Below are 20,408 nucleotides of genomic sequence, written 5' to 3'. Positions count from 1 at the left end.
ATACGAAGAATAGGTAGCAAGGCTTGGCGAATGTGGTAGTAAAAGTGATAAAATGAAAAATATATATAAAAGAGGAGTTGTCATATTTTGAGTGAATTGAATTGGCGAGAAGAAGTTGAAAAACGGAAAATGGACTTATTACTGGACACACAAAACTTATTGAAAATAAAAAGTGTACTTGATGAAGAACACCCGACAGAGGAGGCCCCACTCGGTAAAGGGGTGAAGGAAGCGCTTGATTTCATGCTTCAATTAGGCGAAAAAGACGGTTTTACTGTGAAAAATGTCGATAATGTCGCTGGTCATATCGAAATGGGGGAAGGCGAGGAGTTAATCGGGATTTTATGCCATGTCGACGTGGTACCAGAGGGAGATGGCTGGAGTTCGGATCCGTTTGGAGCTGAAATCCGCAATGGCCGCATATATGCCCGTGGGGCAATCGATGATAAAGGGCCGACTATGGCTGCCTATCATGCGATGAAGCTGGTCCGGGAGCTAGGAGAACCTTTGAACAAACGTGTAAGGATGATCATTGGAACCGATGAAGAATCGAATTGGCGCTGCGTTGACCGGTACTTTGAAGTGGAGGAAATGCCTTCGATCGGCTTCGCACCAGATGCTGACTTCCCGATCATCAGTGCGGAAAAAGGAATCTGGGATTTCTCGGTTATCCATCCTGCCGATGCAGGAAATGGCACGAACTCAGACGTGAATGTCATCGAGTTTTCTTCAGGTCGAAGGACGAATATGGTACCGGATTTTGCGACGGCTATTGTGGAAACGGACAACACTGCTGAAGTGGCTGCAAACTATCAGGATTATTTGCAAAAGTACTCATTGGAGGGGCAAGCCGTTCCGCAAAAAAATCAAGTGCTGCTTGAAATGAATGGTGTTTCGGCACACGCGATGGAGCCGAACAACGGAAGAAATGCAGGTCTGCATTTAGCCGTATTTTTAGCTGATCTCACTCTTGATCCGCATGCGAAAGCCTACTTCACTTTCATCAAGGATCGTTTGTTCGAAGATTCCCGCGGAAATAATTTAGGTGTGGCGTATTCGGATGAGCAAACAGGAGAATTGACGATCAATGCCGGCGTTTTCAATTATTCTAAACAAGGCGACAGCTCGATCGGTTTCAGCATGCGTTATCCGGTCACGTTTGAGTGGGAACAGCAAAAGGCGGCGCTGGAAGAAAGGCTTGCGGCATATAATTTGAAAGTGAAGACCAATTCGCATTCAACTCCGCATTATGTGGACAGTGAAAGCTTCTTGATCAAGACGTTGCAGGAAGTGTATGAAGCGGAGACAGGTGATAAAGCCGAGCTTCTTTCGATTGGCGGCGGCACATATGCCCGTTCATTGAAAGAAGGCGTTGCATTTGGACCGCTTTTCCCAGGCAGCGAAGACATTGCGCATCAGAAAGATGAATATATTGATATTGAGGATATGCTTAAGGCTACGTCCATTTATGCACGTGCCATTCATGAATTGGCTAAATAAGAGGCAAAGAGGGAGAAAGACATGGGAAAAATCATTTTTAACGGCGACCTTAAAAGCAGGTCCGAAGTAAAGGTAGATATTGAAGACCGGGGATATCAATTCGGTGATGGCGTCTATGAAGTCATTCGGGTTTATAATGGCGAATTATTTACGGAGGATATGCATCTGAACCGGCTGATCGACAGTGCGAAGTTGATTCAGATGAAAGTTCCCTTTACCATAGCGGAAATCAAAACCCGCATGAAAGAGCTGATCGCTGAAAATCAACTGAAGGACGGTATCGTCTATATGCAGCTGACAAGAGGAGTATCTGCGCGTACACACTCTTTTCCAACTGCAGAGGTGGAACCGGTCTTTGTCGCCTATACAAAGGAAATGCCTTATACAGGCAAAATGAAGCCAGGGGTCAATGCTGTTACCACCGACGATATACGCTGGCTGCGCTGTAATATCAAGAGTTTAAATCTACTGGGAAATATAATGGCTAAACAGCAAGCTGTGGAAGCCGGCTGTGATGAAGCGATCCAGCATCGTGATGGTACGGTGACGGAGGGAAGTTCATCAAATGTCTCAATCGTGGTGGATGGTCAACTTAAAACGCATCCGGCCACAAACTTGATCCTGAATGGAATTACCCGTCAGGTGATGCTGAAGCTTTGCGCTGATCATGGGATTCCCTATGTCGAAGAAGCCTTCACGGTCGAGGACATGATGGCAGCCGATGAAGTTCTTTATACAAGCACTAGCGTCGAAGTGACACCCATCATTAATATCGATGGCCAATCGATTGCAGCCGGGGAACCCGGTCCGATAACTCAAAGACTGCAGAAACTGTTTTCCGAGGAAATCGAGAAGCAATGCGGTTCCGTTAAATAGAGGAATGCCCCTTTGCCACTAATGGCAAGGGGGTTTTTTTATCTGTGTAGCCGGAAGCGAGATGGCCTTCCCCGAATTCCCGATCACGTTAATTACATCGATATGCAATCCTCTCTTTTGACATTTTAAAAAACCAGGAATATACTTGCTAATAACCTAAAAAGTTTACCTATTGCAACAATTTGAGTTGCGTGTAAAAAGGAGTAGAAATAGATATGTCCGACGTGTTGCATCAATCTTCTTCGAGAGGAATAAAAAAACTGCTTCCCTATCTAGGGCCTGCCTTCATAGCAGCTGTGGCCTATATTGATCCAGGGAATTATGCGACCAATATTACAGCCGGATCAAAATATGGCTATACGCTATTATGGGTTATCTTCGCATCCAATTTAATGGCTGTGCTAATCCAATCACTATCAGCTAAATTGGGGATTGCCACTGGAAAGAACCTTCCGGAGCTATGCAGGGAAAAATTTTCGAAAAAAACATCTTTCTTATTATGGATTCAGGCTGAAGCCGTTATAATGGCAACCGACCTAGCTGAATTCATAGGAGCCGCACTAGGGATTTATTTACTATTTGACTTACCGTTAATCACATCGGCAATCATTGCAGCGATTGGTTCCTTTGCCATTCTGGAAATCCAGCGCAGGGGTTACCGGACATTCGAAGCCCTGATCACGGTCATGATATTTGTCGTTGTGATAGCTTTTGGCGCTCAAGTTTTTTATGCAAAACCTGACACTTCAGCCGTTGTTTTAGGACTCTTCACTCCGAAATTCGACGGAGTGGACAGCATTTTACTATCGGCCGGTATGCTTGGAGCCACCGTTATGCCACATGCGATATACCTTCATTCCTCTTTGACTCAAAGAAGGATAGTCGGAGTAAATGATTTGGAAAGAAAAAGGATTTATCGTTTTGAGCTAATTGACATTGTCATCGCCATGCTGATTGCAGGTGCGATCAATGCCGCCATGGTCATCGTTTCAGCTGCCCTATTTCATAAGAATGGAGCACTAGTGGAGGACTTGGATGTTGCCTATCAACAATTCGGGGCCATGCTTGGACCATCAGTCGCGATGTTCTTTGGAATAGGATTATTATTTGCCGGTTTATCGAGCTCATCCGTTGGTGTAATGACAGGTGATGTTGTCATGCAAGGATTCATTAAAAGACATATTCCGATTTATTTAAGAAGGGTCATTACTACCGTCCCGCCCCTGCTCATAATATTATGGGGAGTGAATCCATCCAAAGCGCTTGTGATGAGCCAAGTTGTCCTCTCGTTTGGCATCGCGTTTGCCTTAGTGCCATTGATCATGTTTACAAGTAATAAAAAAATCATGGGCAGCCTGGTCAACCATAAAATCACCTCGGGCGCCGCTTGGCTTATAGCTGTACTTATCATTGGACTGAACTTGTTCCTGCTTTACGAAACACTGTTCAGCTAACATGGAAATGGCAGGGGAGGACCGATTTTTGGTCCTTTTTTGCTGTATTTTTCTATAATCGACCCACAGCTGAAAAAAATACATCCAGGAACTGCGTATGATCCGTCATGGGCTTTTTTCATAGTATGGTAGATTGGGGAATATTCCTGTGGGGATTAGGAGGCCCAAGAAAGGGTATAGGCAATGGGAATTATGGTAAAATTAAAGGGAAAACAGGAAGGAATGGAAATGAACATGAATACTCATTTTTTCTTTGCTTTAGTATTGCCTGATGATATTAAGGCCTATTTAAATGCTGTTACGGAACAACTAAAGCCAGGCTTTCCATTTAAGAAATGGCTGCATCCAGCCGATTATCATATTACGATGGCATTTTTGGGGAATGCTCCCGATACATTGAAAGAGGATGCTGTGGGGCGTGTGGGAAGCGTGCTTGCCAATGAGGCTTCATTCGGCTTGGAACTCGGCGATATTGGCGGTTTCGGCAAGAGTGACAGTCCAAGGATTCTATGGGCAGGCGTCAAGCAGCAAGAAAGGCTTTTTGCCATTCAAAGGAAAGTCTATAATTCCTGTATCGAAGCGGGTTTTGAACTTGATAAGAAGCCGTTTAAGCCTCATATTACACTGGCAAGAAAATTCGAGGGGGATAATCCCTTTTCGCTGGAGGGCGTTCGCCAGATGGCGAATGTGCAGGATATGCATTTTGAAGCAGATCAAGTTGCGTTATATCAAACACATCTTGGAGCTTCCCCTTCATACGAGAAGATTTTCACGATAAACCTCCAAAAATAGAGAGATGGGTGGTGGTCGAATGGCACAGCTCATAAAGATGCAAGATTATATTTCCCGGTATGAGCAGGATATTTATCGTTATCCTACACAATTTGCACGGTTGAAAAAACAGCAATGGGATAGATTGAAGGCTGCTTATAATGCGGGTGAGCTAGATCGGTTGTATAGCGAACATACTGAAAGTAAAACACAGGTCAAACTTGATCCGCCTCAGGAAGATTCGAAGCGCCTGTTTAAAAAGGTGAAAGACATATTCCGCCGGACAGGTAAACAGGAGTCAGAGGCGGAAGAACTGCCAATGCCGAAACAGATTGAAGATCCTAATGTTTTTTCATTAAGATTTCCGTTCCGGCCAGCCAGTCTCGATGAATTAAAGCAAAATTTTTTAAATCAATTGCTTCGTTTTCAAATGAAATGGGGGAGTTCGACGCTTCGTGAAAAGTCATTTGTGGACCAATCATTCTTTTTGGATGAGAGGCTCCGCTTTTTTCTGCAGCGTTTTCCGGATACGTTTCTTGTATTATATAAACCTATCTTTCTTTTGAAAAATGCGCCTGTTGAAGTCGAAGTCATTTTATTGACCCCGGTTGATGCTTGGTGCATCACGTTTCTGGAAGCGGAAGAAGACGCTGCTTTCATCGGGTCAAGTGAACGATTCTGGGTCCGCAGGCATCATAAGCATCCTGACAAAAAAGTGCTCAATCCTTTGCTTGGTGCAAATCGGATGACGAACATCGTCTCCCAGTTATTTGAGCTATATGGAGTGAACATGCCGATTAAAAAGGTGATTTTATCCCGGAATGGATATGTCGATTATCCCGAAGCCCCTTATGATATTACGATATTGGATAAACGGACCTTCCCAGAATGGTTCGAAAGGATGCGGGCCATATCGTCTCCGCTCAAGGCACAGCAGTTAAAAGGGGCACAGGCTCTGCTTGAATATTGCCAAACTACATCCAGCCTGCGACCTGAATGGGAAGCGGAGTATAACCAAACGGATGGAAATCAGCATGCCGCACCTTAAAGAAACGGTGTATTTCATTGTCAATCCAATGGCAGGAAATGGAGAGAGTTTGAAGGTTTGGAAAAAAGCCGAGAAAATACTGCAATCAAAAGCTGTTCCCCATGAGGTGTTTTTTACACGGGAAAAGGGGCATGCGCTAAGATTGACGAAGGAGATCCTATCAGGGACTAAGCAGGATACCCGGATGATCGCTGTCGGGGGAGATGGCACGATCAATGAAATGATAAATGGCGCCATAGGTTTCCCCCACGCTATCATCGGCTCCCTTGCGGCTGGATCCGGTAATGATTATGTAAGGGGCATTCAAAAAACCGAGAGTGTGGAAGAAGCTCTTTCTTTATTTCAGGATAATGCCTTTAGTGCCATTGATATCGGACAGTTCGAGACGAATGGCAAGATGGGGTATTTCGTGAACAGCCTGGGAATGGGCATTGATGCTGAAATTTCCGATGAAGCGGAGCGTTCCCCTCTGAAAAAATGGTTTAATTTTGTCAGAGCGGGTAAATTAATTTATCTGTTCATTTTTATAAAAAAGATAGTGACTTACAAGCCCGGCTGCATGGAATTGATCATTGATGGAGACCGGCATCTTTTGAAAAAGGTTTGGTTCATCGTTATTGCGAACCAGTCCTATTTTGGCGGTGGGATGAAAATTTCACCGATGTCGAAGCTGGATGATGGCAGGTTGAACGTGATTGCGGTCCATGATATTCCTTTGTTGAAATTATTGACCGTCTTCATCACCGTTTTATGGGGCGGTCACCTGAACATTAAAAATGTTGATTCTTTTTCCGGTAAAATGATAAAAATGAAGAATGAAGGGTCAGTGAAAATCCAGTCTGATGGGGAAATTGTTGGTAGGAACGAAGTAGCTGCAGTGGTTCTGAAAGAGAAATTGCGCGTCATGTTACAGGCTGATAACCGACACAAAAATATGAAATGATTTATTTGTTTTTGTTTTATGCGTATAATCGTTTTATAGTACTTGACGAAGAAACCGTTTTTCAACTAAAATTTAATTTATGGCTATTGTTTAATTGCTCAATAGCTATTTTTTTATTTCTCTAAAATGAGGATGTTTTTAATTGCGGGTATCATCCCGATGCAAGTATATATGCAGCTTCGCCAGCAGGCGGATTTTTTATAAAACATGGACTCAAAGTAGTGGTAATACATACACTAGGTGAACGTACCCACATTTGTATGATTAAGCGAGGAAATCGAAGGTGAACCAGTTGGAACATTTATTAGGTCAGGAGTGGGATATATCCCCTGCTGGAGGAGCTACGGGAGAAGCCTTTATTGCCGAGAAAGAGGGGCAGAAGCTTTTCCTTAAACGAAATTCATCGCCATTTTTAGCTGTTCTTTCAGCTGAGGGCATTGTTCCAAAGTTAATGTGGACAAAACGCCTGGAAAATGGGGATGTAATTACGGCCCAGCATTGGATGGAAGGCAGGGAGCTATCTCAGCAGGAAATGAACAATATAAGAGTCGCAAAGCTGCTTCAAAAAATTCATCAATCCGATCCTTTGTTAAGCATGCTCAAAAGGCTTGGGAAATCCCCTTTACGACCTGAAAGTATACTTACAGACATAGAAACCGGGTTATCTTCGGATGTTACGGACATTCCGATTATCAAACAGGCCATCCATTTTTTACAGAACAATCTCCTGTTGATTGAATGCGACGAAAAAGTCGTCTGTCATTGTGATGTGAACCACAATAATTGGCTCATGACAGAAACGGACGGTTTGTTCCTGATTGATTGGGACGGAGCGGTCATAGGCGATCCGGCCATTGACCTCGGCATACTCCTGTATTCATATGTCCCAAGGGAAGAATGGAATCAATGGCTTGCCCGTTACGGCAAGAAGCTTGACGCAGGCCTGGAGATGAGGATGAAATGGCACACGGTTTCACAACTTGTGCTTTCCATCCAATGGCATCATCGCAGGAAGCGGTACGAGGAAAGAAATGAATTACTGCAAAAACTGGAAGCGTTATTGATGTTCAGCTGATCAGAATTGATCTATATCATCCACCCACTGGGACAGGTCGTTCTGGTGGGTTGAAATATGTGCATCTAAATCGGCGGTACCGATGCCCGTCTGACTGTATTCGTAAATCTCCGTCAGTATCGTTTTCACATTGCTGTCAATTTCCATATTGATCATTAAGGATTTGACGAGCCTTTCAACCTGTTCACATTCAGAAACGGATCCGCAGCAGTCTGTTTGATGGTTGGTCAATATATCTTTCAATAGTGACATTTGGTGTTCATGGGAAAGCGGCATATAATACCTCTCCTTTCTTAAACATGGATTCAAGGGATTCCCAGGTGGTACCCGCCTGCCCTTCACTTATTTATGGTGTGTTTTGCTGAAAGTTTTATACATGAAAACTACAGTGACTGTCGCCTGGATGGCCGGCAGTTTTTTTATTTGATCAGTGGGTGTTTCCTGAAAAAATCAACTTGCAGGAATCCATACACTCGTGTTATGGTTTGAACGATTATATTATAAATAGGGGTGTCATCATGCGTTTAAGAAATAAACCTTGGGCTGAAGACCGTTTGAATGATTTTCCACAATATGTAATTCAGCAGCCAGTGAGCCATAAAGGTAAATGGCATGAAGTTTTCGGAAACGATAATCCGTTATATATTGAAGTGGGTACGGGAAAAGGCCGTTTCATCACAGAAATGGCAAAGGCCCATCCTGATGTGAATTTCATTGGAATTGAAGTATATGGAAGCGTCATTGTCGCAGCATTGGACTTGCTGATTGAAGCGGATGTTCCAAATTTAAAGCTGTTGAATGTTGACGCAGCGAACTTAGGGGACTATTTTGCAAAAGGTGACGTGGATCGCGTCTACTTGAATTTCTCTGATCCATGGCCGAAATCACGTCATGCAAAACGTCGATTAACATATAAGACATTCCTCGAAGTATATGAAGGCATCCTGCCGGACAAAGGCGAGATTCACTTCAAGACGGATAATCAAGGGTTATTCGAATCTTCCTTGAAAAGTATTTCCGAATACGGCATGCTCTTGAAATTTGTAAGCCTTGATTTGCATAACAGCAGTTTTGAAGGCAACATCATGACTGAATATGAAGAAAAGTTCTCGAGTAAAGGCAATCGGATATACCGATTGGAAGCAATGTTCCAATAATCAACGATCAGAAACCAGGTGCACAGCATCTGGTTTTTTTGTTTATGATTTACGGGATGACTTGATTGTTATCAATTTCAATATATGGAAGCGGGTGTTAAACTAAAGGCAGAGGAGGGGTAAAATGGAAACGATGCAAATAGGGGAAATAAAATTAACATGGTTGAATGGCGGTGTGACACACTTGGATGGCGGTGCGATGTTCGGTGTTGTACCGAAACCGCTTTGGTCCAAGAAGTATCCCGTTAACGAAAATAACCAAATCGAGTTACGTACGGATCCGATTTTGGTGCAGGCCAATGGATTGAATATGCTTATAGATTCCGGTATTGGCAATGGAAAGATGAATGACAAGCAGAAACGGAATTTTGGGGTGACGGAGGAATCCAATCTTGTCGAAGATCTGGGCAGACTTGGGATTCAGCCAAATGATATCGATTACATTTTAATGACCCATCTACATTTCGATCATGCCTGCGGGTTGACGAAACGTGAAGGTGAAACTTGGGTGCCTGTTTTCGAGCGTGCAGAAATCATCACGACCAAAACGGAATGGGCGGAAATGAAAAACCCGAATATTCGTTCAAAAAGTACATATTGGGCAGAAAACTGGGAGGCTGTCGCTTCTCTTGTACGTCCTTTTGAAGGGGAACAGGAAATTACGGCTGGCATTAAAATGATCCATACCGGGGGGCATAGTGATGGACATGCGATCATCATCATGGAAGATGGCGGGGATAGATTGATCCACATGGCAGATATCATGCCGACGCACGCGCATGCGAATGTCCTCTGGGTCCTCGCTTATGATGATTATCCCATGACTTCCATCGAGGCGAAGGAAAAGTGGATGAAATCCGGACTGGAAAATGGGTCCTGGTATAGCTTTTACCATGATGCCCAATACTGTGCCATCAAATGGGATGCAACGGGTAAGGAGATACTAGCCGAATTGAAACGGAAGCGTTAAGAAGGAAAGCAAAAGGAGGACGTCATCTTGACGGCCCTCCTTTTTTTGTTTCAATCATTTTGTGCATTAAGCTCCAATATCGTTCCTGTCGAGGCATCTGCAACAAATTCGAATTGCTCGCGTTTACCCTCTGTATTTCTGGTGATCCCGCCTTTGTACACTTCATAGTCCAAATCGTTTTTTGTATAGTTCTCCGGCTTCATCAAGATCCATGAGCCATATATATTTCCGTCCTTTTTGACTGTTTCCTTCACTTGGGCCAAGACTTTATCGGGAGAAGGTTTACTTGATTGATCCAATAATTGTTTTGTTGCATAGCCAGCAGCAAACCCGGCTGCAGTACCTAGTAAAAACGTTTTCCAATTCATTGATTTCTCCTCCATTGCATTTTATAAAATCACTTCTTCTAGTATACAGAAGAACGCTTTATTTGACTAATAATTTGAAATTTTACCCATAAACTGATAAATTAGAACTTTCTAGTGTAACATGATGCTAAGTTTTGTAAAATAGAAAGAAACAATACATAGTTAGGGGTAGAAAAATGAATCATGAGACTTTGGAGCTTTTTAAAACATTGACGGAATTACCGGGAGCCTCGGGAAATGAACATGCAGTTCGGAGTTTCATGAAGAGTGAGTTGGAAAAGTATTCGGATGAAATCGTCCAAGATCGCCTTGGCGGAATATTTGGCGTAAAAAGAGGCAATGAGGATGGGCCTACCGTCCTGGTTGCCGGGCACATGGATGAAGTGGGATTCATGGTCACATCCGTAACTGAAAATGGAATGATTCGCTTTCAGACCCTAGGAGGCTGGTGGAGCCAAGTGCTTTTGGCCCAAAGAGTCGAGATCATAACCGATAACGGTCCGGTCATTGGTGTCATCGGTTCGATTCCGCCCCATTTGCTTGATGAATCGCAACGCTCAAAACCAATGGATATCAAAAATATGCTGATTGATATTGGGGCGGATGATAAAGAAGATGTGAAGAGAATCGGTATTAAGCCCGGTCAGCAGATTGTACCGATTTGTCCATTCACGCCGATGGCCAATGAGAAGAAAATCCTCGCAAAAGCGTGGGATAATCGTTATGGCTGCGGACTTGCGATTGAATTGTTAAAGGATTTAAAAGGTGAAACGCTGCCGAATGTCTTATATTCCGGGGCAACCGTCCAGGAGGAAGTGGGATTACGGGGTGCGCAAACTGCAGCTCATATGATCAAACCGGATCTTTTCTTTGCTTTGGATGCAAGTCCGGCGAACGATATGTCCGGCAGTAAAAGTGAATTTGGCCAGTTGGGAAAAGGGGCACTGCTCCGCATTTTTGATCGTTCGATGGTTACCCATCGCGGCATGAGGGAATTCATCCTTGATACGGCCGAGTCGAATGAGATTCCGTATCAATATTTCGTTTCCCAGGGCGGCACGGATGCAGGGCAAGTCCATATTGCAAACGAAGGCATTCCAAGCGGGGTGATTGGCATTTGTTCCCGCTATATTCATACACATGCATCCATGATTCATATTGATGATTATGCCGCTGCCCGTGAACTGATAGGGAAATTGGTTCGTTCCTGTGATAAAACGACATTCGAGACCTTGATAAAAAACGGTTGATGGAGGAAGCTGAAATGGAAAGGGATGCTGTCATAATCCTTTTCCATCAGCTTTTTTTTACATAGAAGGAAGGTAATTATATTGAAAATAGCAGTAGGAAGTAAGAATCCGGCGAAAGTAAGTGCCGTGCTTGGTGTATATGAAGATGCTGAAATCATTTCGCTTCAAGTGGGGAGCGGGGTTCCGGAACAGCCTTTTTCAGACGAGGAAACGATGGAGGGGGCCATGACACGTGCCCGGAATTGCTTGATTCACAGTGATGCCGATATGGGCATCGGACTTGAAGGCGGTGTCGTGAAAATGGGACAAGCCCTGTTTCTGTGTAATTGGGGCGCAATGGCCACGAGGGACGGTGAGGTCTTTGTAGCTGCCGGAGCGAGAATCCCGGTTCCGGGAATCGTTGCCGGGAAGGTGCTGGAGGGTGAAGAGTTGGGCCTGGTGATGGACGCCTTCACAAAGCAAGAGAATATTAGCAAAAAGGAAGGGGCGATCGGCGTATTTACAAATGAGCGAATCACCAGGGGCGAAATGTTCCTTCATATCATGAGGATGCTAGCCGGTCAACACGAATATAAGCTGAAAATGGGAAAGCACGATTTATGAATCACTGTCATGGAAAGGCGTCTTCGAATGGAAACGAACACTGCCAAAACTGAGCAGAATAAGACAGGGTTTTATTGAGCGGTCTTGCTACTATAGTGACAGGGGGTGAGCGGATATGGGGTGGGTAGAGTCAATCCAAAAGGCCATCGACTATATCGAAGAGCACTTATTGGAGGACCTTACGATCGAGAGCATTTCCAGGCAGGCGAATGCTTCGGCTTTTCATTTTCAACGGACCTTCACCATTTTAACGGATATTTCCATTGGTGAATATATCCGGCGTCGAAGACTGACTTTAGCGGCACAGGAGATATCATCCGCAAATGGCAAGGTCATTGATTTAGCCTACAAGTACGGCTATGACACCCCCGAGGCATTCTCAAAAGCTTTTCGAAGGCAGCATGGGGTTTCTCCAAGCGAAGCGCGAAAGTATATGGGGAAGCTGAAATTCTATGAACGCCTGATGATACAGGTCATTCTGAAAGGGGCAAAACCGATGAAATACAATATCCTTGAAAGGGATTCCTTTCAATTGATTGGAATCAAGCAAGAGTTTTCCTTGGTTAATGAAGAGAATTTGATTGGGATTCCAAAGATGTGGGAGAAAGTCAATTCGAATGGAACAGGAGATAGGTTAGCGAAGTTGAACAATGGCCAAATAGATGGCTTGCTTGGTGTATGTGTCGATAAGCGGGCTGTGGAAAAAACTGAAACGATGGATTATTGGATAGGTGCAGAGTATGCCGGGAAAGTGCCTGAAGAGTTTTCGACCCTTACGATACCGGCTTCCAAGTGGGTTGTATTTGAAGTTCACGGACCTATGCCTGATAGCATGCAACAAGCTTGGAAGCGGATTTTTTCCGAATGGTTCCCTACGAGCGGTCATGAACATGCCGGAACTCCTGAATTGGAAGTATACGACAATGCGGATGCTTCAAACCCTGACTATTACTCCGAAATTTGGATTCCGATTAAAAAGGGATAGTATTCAACCATCAAAATCATTCGTTATTCGCTTGCAGGGGGTTAGGCATCTAATTTGCCCCTGCAAGCTTATTTATTTGTAAATATGAAATGATCAGCCCTTCATTCTTGTGCTTGATAAGGGCAGGGAGATTTACAGCCCGTCTTCAAAAATATAGGAAAGCACCTTCATGGCCTGGTTCACGGATTCGACCGTGACACTCGCCTTTTCCGATAATTCCTTTAAGGCATGGTGATGGGATTCCGGGCGAATCAAAATAAGCGGTTTTCCCAGGGAAATGGCGGTGCTTGCGTCCATGGCAGTATTCCACTGCTTATATTTCTCGCCAAACAGAGCGACGACAAGATCGGCTTTTTTCATCAAAAGACCTGTCCGCAAATTATTGATTTGGGAAGCGGCTGCATCCTTCAGGATAGGATTCGGCTGTTCCCCGAGGACATCTTCACCAATATTATCGGAGCGTTCATGATTTTCCATCGGGCCGACGAATTCTAATGGAAGCTTCAGTGCAGCGGCCTTATCTCTCAACTCACTTCTCCAATTTGAATGGATTTCCCCAGCAAGATAAACGGTTAACTTCATTGTTTTCCTCCTCGATATTAAAATTGCTTTCATTGTACCATGTTTTTTAGAAAATGGATGAATTCCATAAATAAGGATAATATTATCCATAAGATAATAAAAGAGACGGCTGGAGGAATGACGATGGCTTTATCGAATAAGAATTTCCTTGTTATCCTGTTGATAAGCAGTTTGATCGTAGGCTGCTCAGGGATCGAGAGACAAACCGAAAAGGCAATGAAGGCTGCTGAAGTGGCTTTTCGTGACGATGAAAAACAGCCCAATCAAGAGGCAGGGCTAATTCAGGTCCATCTGCCCAAGGATTTTAAAGTAGTGGAAGAACATGATAATAACTTGATTTTACAAAAAGGTGATCAGATTTATATATTATTTGTCAATCCAAATGAAAAAGAAGACAGCTCCGTGTTATATTTAGCGATTAAGGAACAAGAGGATCAATTTGAAGTGCTGCATTCTTTTCAAACTGATGATAAATTCGGCTTTATTTCAATTAAAGAAATACCGAAAGAAAAGTATGAGCTTGCAGTGGGGATCGGCGGGGTGAAGCTGACAACGGAAACGGATAAAGACCAATTAAAAACCGATGCAAAACAAATGATGGAAATCGTTTCATCCGTGCCCCAGAAATAAGCTGACCCCTGCCTTTCGACCGATCCGTATTAATGGTTGATTCGCGGAGAGTCTGGTATGATGGGATTATAAAAACTAAGGTGTCATTTAGAGCAGGAGGAATATTCAAATGGAAAAATTACAAACCGTCGAGCAATATGATGCATTGAAAAATGAAGGCAAACATATCTTTCTTTTTTCCGCTACATGGTGTGGAGATTGCCGTGTAATCGAACCGATAATGCCGGAGATAGAAACGAAATTTCCTGACTTTACATTCATTTATGTGGACCGTGATGAATTCATCGATGTGTGTGCGGCTAATGATGTATTCGGTATACCAAGTTTCATCGCCTATGATAATGGTAAAGAGCTAGGCAGATTCGTAAGCAAGGATCGCAAAACGCAAGAACAAATTGAGGAATTCATTCAATCACTATAATCAAAATCCCCTTCTCGCTGGGGATTTTTCAATGAAGAGGAGGGTCAGTCATGAAAATGGACAGCACGAAGCTGAAAAATATTTTGAAGGAACGTTTAAAGGATGAGGGCCGGACATTCAAATTCGATAGCAAGCAAGATACGTTACGGGTGGAAAATGTGAAGACCGGGAAAGGGATCACCATCGAGTTGCCTCCTGTACTTGCTAACTATGAAAACGTACAGGAAAAGGCCATCGATGAAATTATTTATTACGTGGAAGAGGCCCTGAATGTAATGGGGGAAGAACACAGCATGGAAGGCAAGGAGAAATTCATTTTCCCAGTCATCCGCTCGACCTCCTTTCCAATGGAATCGGAAGACGGAAATCCGTTTTTATTCGATGAGCATACAGCTGAAACCCGGATTTTTTATGCCCTTGATTTAGGTAAAACCTACCGTCTTATAGATGAAAAGATGATTCAACGGGAAAATTGGCAGGGTGACAGGATCCGTGAAATAGCCCTTTTTAATGCCCGTTCCCTCTCCACTGAAATGAAGTCGGATATCGTTGCAGGTAATGCATTTTATTTTTTGAACACGAATGATGGATATGATGCCAGCAGGATCCTGAATGAATCATGGCTTCGGGAAATGAAGGACAAGATCGAGGGAACCATGGCTGTGGCCATTCCCCATCAGGATGTCATCATCATTGCCGATGTAAAGAATGATACGGGCTATGATATCCTGGCGCAAATGGCGATGAGCTTCTTTGCCAGCGGTCATGTTCCGATTACGGCTCTATCATTCCTTTACGAAGAAAATGAGTTGGAGCCCATCTTCATTATGGGTAAAAACAAAAAGCGTGAACAATAATATAGAGAATCACAAAAGGACCGTGTCAGCATTTGGCAGCGGTCCTTTTAAGTTTGATAGAGTTTATAACTCTCTTGTAGTTGATATTTATTTTTTAATCGGTGATAATATAATTGTAATATTTTGAAAATATGGATAAAAAATAGAACAAGATTGAGGCGCCAAGGAGAGCAAGTTCCAAAAATATCCTTTGGAGCTAAACCCTTTGTCCGTTTTATCGTCCAATATAGAGTAAGGAATTACGCTGTTATTCAACGGGGCATGATGTATAAATGTCCACGAAAGGCAAACCTGACCAAGGGGGAGAATAATCGTGAACGTGAAAAGCAAATTAATGAACATGCTGGAAGCCCGTAAAGGGGAAATCGTTCAAATCCGCCGTCATTTACACGAAAATCCGGAACTATCCTTCAAAGAAGAGAAAACGGCACAATATATCATTGATTTTTATAAGGGGAAAGATGTGTCGATACAAACGAATGTAGGAAATGGTTTAGGGATCATCGTAACGATCGAAGGCGGAAAACCTGGGAAAACGATAGGTCTCCGTGCCGATTTCGATGCATTGCCGATTACAGAAGAAGCGGAGGTCCCGTTCCGTTCAAAAAATGAAGGTGTCATGCATGCCTGCGGACACGATGGGCATACCGCTTATTTATTGGTACTGGCAGACTGCATCAATGAGCTGAAAGATTCCCTATCAGGTACGATTAAAATAATCCATCAACATGCAGAAGAGACACCCCCAGGCGGAGCAAAAAGCATGATGGAATCAGGGGCTTTGGATGAACTGGATGCTGTTTTTGGAATCCATTTATTTCCGTCGCATCCAGCAGGGGTTGTCGGGTATCGCGGCGGCTATTCGATGGCTGGAAGGACCTATTTCAAGCTGGCGATAAAGGGTGTGGGCGGCCATGGTTCCTCCCCGCATATGGCGAATGATGCCATTGTGGCAGGGGCCCATTTCGTGACAGCCGTACAAACCGTAATCAGCCGTCGCTTGAACCCTTTTGATATGGGCGTGGTCACAATTGGCTCCTTCGATGGAAAAGGAAGCTTTAATGTCATTAAAGATCGTATAGAAATTGAAGGGGATGTCCGTTATATGACAGCGGAAACCCAACAGCTGATCGATAAGGAAATCCACCGGATCGTCAAAGGGATCGAAACGGAATTCGATGTTCAGTGCGAACTTACATATGTGCCCGATTATCCTCCGCTATATAATGACCCTGAACTGACTGAATTCGTGAAGAATAGCCTGGAAAGCATGAATGACAAAGAGATTAAGAAGGTTGTCGAATTTCCGGTTTTTTCAGGTTCAGAAGATTTTTCGTATTATGCAGAAAAGATACCAGGCTGCTTCTTTTACATTGGCTGTAAACCGAAAGGGGTGGAGAAGGCTTATTTCAATCACCATCCTAAATTCGATATTGATGAAGATGCCCTTTTGATCGCTTCCAAATCAGTGGCGCAGGTTGTTTGCCGTTTTTATGAATGGAACTAGTCCCTTGGTCTTTGTTTGCAAAAAAAACGGAGAAACCCACAAAACACCGTTCGGTATTAACGAACGGTGTTTTATGGGTTGCGACAGGCATTTGGATTCTGCCGGAGGTTTCGTGAAGGATGATGCAATGAATTGGCCAGTCTGTTTCAAGTCAGCATGAAAACTTAATCTCTTTGTAAACGCGATTTAATAGCTGTGTTTTATTTAAATAGTAGACTAGGGGCTAATGTTATTTCGCGATGATAGGTTTAAACCCATTCCAGAAGGGGTTTAATAGGGTAGGAGTTCTGCGAAATACGTTTAGGTAGTAAGAATGCGATAAAAAAGTAGATACTAATCCAATTTAGCTTAAATTTTCTCGATATTTTTAAAATAACTGGTAGAATTAGTTACATAACTACAGATGTAGAAAGAGTGATAGTTTTGAAATGGCTAAATAAGATGAAAAAATGGTTCCAAGCAGAGGAAATTATTGAAATCGAAGAGATTATTATAGATGAACCGCTTGATGAAGAGACATTGAGGAAAATGGATTTTTCGAAGCTTACGAAGTCAAAGAAAGAAGAAATAAAGGTTTACAATCAAAAAGTGGAAAAAATGTCCCAGACGCCAGACCCGGATACGAAAATCCTGTTTCAATATCCAAAAGGCCAGTTCAAGTTTCCTCTCATTCCAGACCGGGAGCAGAATAAAAGAAAACCTAGGGAAAGAAACAGGGAAGACAACGAACCCAAACAGGGGAAGAATGTGACTAAAGAAACAACGAGAAGGCCTGTAAGGGATCCTGAACCAAAACGGAGAAGCTTTGACCGGGAGGAAACTTCAAAAATAGTCCCGTCAAATACTCCATTCCGCCCAACGGAAATCCCATCACCCATTTACGGGTTCCGTCGTCCGGAAAAAAAAATAGTCCCTTCTGAAGAAATTGTCGAATATGAATTGGAAAGCAAAATGCCCATCCTTAAAAAGGAAGAACCCGCTATCGAGATTCCGGTATCGTTCCCTGAAATCTCAAAAGATGCGTCACATGAGGAAATGACGGCAGAACCCGCCATTCTTATACCGGAACAAGCGGAAAAAAAAAGGGAAGATACGGAGATACCCGCTTTCTTTCGTAGAAATTCCATTGAGTCATTGCCAGAAGAAGCGGTAAGCGAGCCTAACATAATTGAGCCTGAGGTAGAAAAAGAGGCTAATGAACAGGACCAAGTCGATTTTGGACGCGAAGTCGCTGTATCCATCATGGAACAGGCCGACGACACACGGCCTGAAGCGATATCGGTTCATGGGGAGGCAGCTGTACAATCAAATCAATCATCCGTTAGTCAAGGGACAATGCCTGAAAGCGACTCATCTGAGGCAATACCTGAAGTACAGCCTAAAAGTCCGAAAAAACATATTCCATTTAATGTGATGATGCTTAAGCAAGATCGGGAAAAAAATGGCTTCATGAATAAAATGATGCCGGAAAAAAAAAGCCTTAATCCGGAAAGGGCAGTAGTTTCACCTGATAAACGAGCTATGGATGATGCTGCCCAAATAGAGGCAGGACAAGTGGAACCATCCGCCATTCCCGAACGGAAACCGGAGGAAGGCAGAGTTATGCCGAAAGAGGAGACTCTGGACATTACACCTGCCATTTTGGACACCGAAACCGCCGCCGAGCCTGAAAATACAGTTAAATCCATTATTGGTTCCGACCCTAAGCAGCTTCTAGAACAGGAATCCCCCATTTCTGGAGATGGGTATCAAGAAGCCGTTTTAACAGAGACAGTGGAAAGTGGCCAGGGCAATGGCCTTGAAGTTTTTGAATCCGTGGAAGCGGATGATAATCCATACTATGTGTTTCCGAATATCGAATTGCTGACACCTCCCACTTATGCTGTGCATGATGATGAGTGGCTCGGTGAACAGACTGTATTACTTGATCAGACATTGAAAAATTTCAATGTCCGTGCAAAGGTCGTCAATGTCACCCAAGGACCGGCAGTCACTCGTTTCGAGGTGCATCCGGAGCCGGGAGTAAAGGTGAATAAAGTGACGAACCTGATGGATGACATCAAATTAAGCCTTGCTGCCCAGGATATGAGGATGGAAGCGCCCATTCCGGGTAAACATACAATCGGCATCGAGATTCCGAACAGGAAAAGCAAACCGGTATTTTTGCGTGAGGTTTTGGAAAGTACTGAGTTTCAAGAGCATGAATCACCGCTTGCCGTGGCTTTAGGACTCGATATATCCGGTCAGCCGATCATCACGGATTTGAGAAAGATGCCGCATGGTTTGATAGCCGGGCAAACGGGATCGGGGAAAAGTGTCTGTATCAACACCATGCTGGTCAGCTTGCTGTATAAAGCGACGCCGCAGGAGCTGAAATTACTGTTGATCGATCCGAAAATGGTCGAGCTCGCCCCATATAACCGGATCCCGCATTTGGTCAGTCCAGTCATAACCGATGTAAAAGCCGCTACGGCTGCGTTGAAATGGGCTGTAGAGGAGATGGAACGGCGTTATGAATTGTTTGTACATGCCGGTGTACGTGATATCACCCGCTTTAATGAACAAGCGGAAAAAGCCGGTCAATATTCAAGCAAGCTGCCTTATATCCTGGTGATCATCGATGAGCTTGCTGATCTAATGATGATGTCCCCGGCTGATGTAGAGGAAGCGATTTGCCGGATTGCTCAAAAGGCCCGTGCCTGCGGCATCCATTTGATTGTAGCCACTCAAAGACCTTCAGTCGATGTCATAACTGGATTGATCAAGGCAAATATCCCGACAAGGATCGCTTTTTCGGTTTCTTCACAAGTCGACTCCCGTACAATCATCGATAGCGGCGGTGCAGAAAAACTTTTGGGAAGAGGAGATATGTTATTCGCTGAAAACGGTTCTTCAAAAACGGTGCGCCTGCAAGGGACTTTCGTGAGTGATGAAGAAATCGATCAAGTGGTCAACCATGTTAAACGGGAGCAGCAGCCGAAATACCTGTTTGAACAGGAAGACTTGCTGAACAGGGCCCAGGTTACGGAAGAAGCGGATGAACTGTTTTTCGAGGCATGTGAATTTGTCGTGAGCCAGCAGGCCGCATCTGCATCGAGTGTCCAACGGCGTTTCCGTGTCGGATATAACCGTGCAGCGCGCCTAATAGAAATGATGGAGCAACAGGGAGTCGTTTCCGAATCCAGGGGCTCAAGACCAAGGGATGTATTGATTACGGAAGAAGAGCTGGAATTTTTACATGTTAATTAAGAGAACCTAATAAAAGGAAATTGTATATAATGTGAAAGGGTGAAAACCCTTTTTTATCACCTTAATTGAGGGAAAAGCCAAGGATTTGATAAATTGGCATCTGCCTGACATGGATGAATGAATAAAAAAGTGATATAATAGTTTTTTGTTGATGAATGATTG

20 protein-coding genes are annotated in these 20,408 nt (G+C 43.7%); 17 read left to right on the top strand and 3 right to left on the bottom strand.

What is annotated here, in order from left to right:
- Positions 1-87: 87 nt before the first annotated feature.
- From pepV to MKX49_RS18010, 7 genes are all read left to right on the top strand, one after another.
- Entirely contained in the window at positions 88-1,500 is a 1,413-nt protein-coding gene (gene pepV / locus MKX49_RS18040) for a dipeptidase PepV (protein ID WP_034309301.1), read from the top strand.
- 21 nt (positions 1,501-1,521) lie between these two features.
- The gene (gene dat / locus MKX49_RS18035; protein WP_340877210.1) at positions 1,522-2,376 is read left to right on the top strand and encodes a D-amino-acid transaminase; all 855 of its coding nucleotides are present in this window, start codon (positions 1,522-1,524) and stop codon (positions 2,374-2,376) included.
- A 215-nt stretch (positions 2,377-2,591) separates the two neighbouring features.
- The gene (locus MKX49_RS18030) at positions 2,592-3,830 is read left to right on the top strand and encodes an Nramp family divalent metal transporter (protein WP_340877209.1); all 1,239 of its coding nucleotides are present in this window, start codon (positions 2,592-2,594) and stop codon (positions 3,828-3,830) included.
- Between the two features lie 183 nt (positions 3,831-4,013).
- Positions 4,014-4,622 (top strand): RNA 2',3'-cyclic phosphodiesterase, encoded by a 609-nt coding sequence (thpR, locus tag MKX49_RS18025; RefSeq protein WP_340877208.1) that lies wholly within the window; start codon positions 4,014-4,016, stop codon positions 4,620-4,622.
- Positions 4,623-4,641: 19 nt separating this feature from the next.
- Complete coding sequence (locus MKX49_RS18020) at positions 4,642-5,649, top strand: NERD domain-containing protein (RefSeq protein WP_340877207.1); 1,008 nt, start codon at positions 4,642-4,644, stop codon at positions 5,647-5,649.
- Positions 5,561-6,592: a diacylglycerol/lipid kinase family protein gene (locus MKX49_RS18015; RefSeq protein ID WP_340877206.1), complete on the top strand. Its 1,032-nt coding sequence runs from the start codon at positions 5,561-5,563 to the stop codon at positions 6,590-6,592. The genes MKX49_RS18020 and MKX49_RS18015 overlap by 89 nt, the downstream gene beginning before the upstream one ends.
- A 292-nt stretch (positions 6,593-6,884) precedes the next feature.
- On the top strand, positions 6,885-7,667 hold the full coding sequence (locus MKX49_RS18010) for a phosphotransferase family protein (RefSeq protein ID WP_048682303.1): 783 nt from the start codon (positions 6,885-6,887) through the stop codon (positions 7,665-7,667).
- On the opposite strand, the gene MKX49_RS18005 is transcribed toward MKX49_RS18010, so the two are convergent.
- Positions 7,668-7,943 carry a YtzH-like family protein gene (locus tag MKX49_RS18005; RefSeq protein WP_034309293.1) on the bottom strand — a complete coding sequence of 92 codons (276 nt, stop codon included), beginning with the start codon at positions 7,941-7,943 and terminating at the stop codon, positions 7,668-7,670.
- A 242-nt stretch (positions 7,944-8,185) separates the two neighbouring features.
- On the opposite strand from MKX49_RS18005, the gene trmB reads away from it, so the two are divergent.
- Entirely contained in the window at positions 8,186-8,824 is a 639-nt protein-coding gene (gene trmB / locus MKX49_RS18000) for a tRNA (guanosine(46)-N7)-methyltransferase TrmB (protein WP_034309290.1), read from the top strand.
- A gap of 124 nt (positions 8,825-8,948) precedes the next feature.
- Positions 8,949-9,794, top strand: a complete 846-nt coding sequence (locus MKX49_RS17995; protein ID WP_340877205.1) for a YtnP family quorum-quenching lactonase — start codon at positions 8,949-8,951, stop codon at positions 9,792-9,794.
- 50 nt (positions 9,795-9,844) lie between these two features.
- On the opposite strand, the gene MKX49_RS17990 is transcribed toward MKX49_RS17995, so the two are convergent.
- Positions 9,845-10,162 carry a PepSY domain-containing protein gene (locus MKX49_RS17990; protein WP_076364628.1) on the bottom strand — a complete coding sequence of 106 codons (318 nt, stop codon included), beginning with the start codon at positions 10,160-10,162 and terminating at the stop codon, positions 9,845-9,847.
- 176 nt (positions 10,163-10,338) lie between these two features.
- On the opposite strand from MKX49_RS17990, the gene MKX49_RS17985 reads away from it, so the two are divergent.
- The 3 genes from MKX49_RS17985 (at position 10,339) to MKX49_RS17975 (ending at position 13,000) form a co-directional block, all read left to right on the top strand.
- Positions 10,339-11,412, top strand: a complete 1,074-nt coding sequence (locus tag MKX49_RS17985) for a M42 family metallopeptidase (RefSeq protein WP_053535952.1) — start codon at positions 10,339-10,341, stop codon at positions 11,410-11,412.
- An 81-nt stretch (positions 11,413-11,493) separates the two neighbouring features.
- The gene (locus MKX49_RS17980; RefSeq protein ID WP_340877203.1) at positions 11,494-12,015 is read left to right on the top strand and encodes a DUF84 family protein; all 522 of its coding nucleotides are present in this window, start codon (positions 11,494-11,496) and stop codon (positions 12,013-12,015) included.
- A 115-nt stretch (positions 12,016-12,130) separates the two neighbouring features.
- Positions 12,131-13,000 (top strand): AraC family transcriptional regulator, encoded by an 870-nt coding sequence (locus tag MKX49_RS17975; RefSeq protein ID WP_289350614.1) that lies wholly within the window; start codon positions 12,131-12,133, stop codon positions 12,998-13,000.
- Positions 13,001-13,132: 132 nt separating this feature from the next.
- Here MKX49_RS17975 and MKX49_RS17970 read toward each other — a convergent pair whose 3' ends face one another.
- Entirely contained in the window at positions 13,133-13,582 is a 450-nt protein-coding gene (locus tag MKX49_RS17970) for a YtoQ family protein (RefSeq protein ID WP_340877200.1), read from the bottom strand.
- Between the two features lie 123 nt (positions 13,583-13,705).
- Here MKX49_RS17970 and MKX49_RS17965 point away from each other — a divergent pair, with 123 nt between their 5' ends.
- The 5 genes from MKX49_RS17965 (at position 13,706) to MKX49_RS17945 (ending at position 20,246) form a co-directional block, all read left to right on the top strand.
- The gene (locus tag MKX49_RS17965) at positions 13,706-14,212 is read left to right on the top strand and encodes a hypothetical protein (RefSeq protein WP_048682248.1); all 507 of its coding nucleotides are present in this window, start codon (positions 13,706-13,708) and stop codon (positions 14,210-14,212) included.
- Between the two features lie 109 nt (positions 14,213-14,321).
- Positions 14,322-14,633 (top strand): thioredoxin family protein, encoded by a 312-nt coding sequence (locus MKX49_RS17960; RefSeq protein WP_034309264.1) that lies wholly within the window; start codon positions 14,322-14,324, stop codon positions 14,631-14,633.
- Positions 14,634-14,683: 50 nt separating this feature from the next.
- Entirely contained in the window at positions 14,684-15,490 is an 807-nt protein-coding gene (locus MKX49_RS17955; RefSeq protein WP_048682251.1) for a DUF1444 domain-containing protein, read from the top strand.
- A gap of 319 nt (positions 15,491-15,809) precedes the next feature.
- Positions 15,810-16,997 carry an amidohydrolase gene (locus MKX49_RS17950; RefSeq protein WP_048682306.1) on the top strand — a complete coding sequence of 396 codons (1,188 nt, stop codon included), beginning with the start codon at positions 15,810-15,812 and terminating at the stop codon, positions 16,995-16,997.
- Between the two features lie 423 nt (positions 16,998-17,420).
- On the top strand, positions 17,421-20,246 hold the full coding sequence (locus MKX49_RS17945) for a DNA translocase FtsK (RefSeq protein ID WP_445670132.1): 2,826 nt from the start codon (positions 17,421-17,423) through the stop codon (positions 20,244-20,246).
- Positions 20,247-20,408: the final 162 nt, after the last annotated feature.

It is taken from the genome of Peribacillus sp. FSL M8-0224, assembly GCF_038003055.1.
GTDB lineage: Bacteria > Bacillota > Bacilli > Bacillales > DSM-1321 > Peribacillus > Peribacillus frigoritolerans.
Note: the sequence above shows the minus strand (reverse complement) of the source record. Positions and strands in the feature narration are given on the sequence as shown.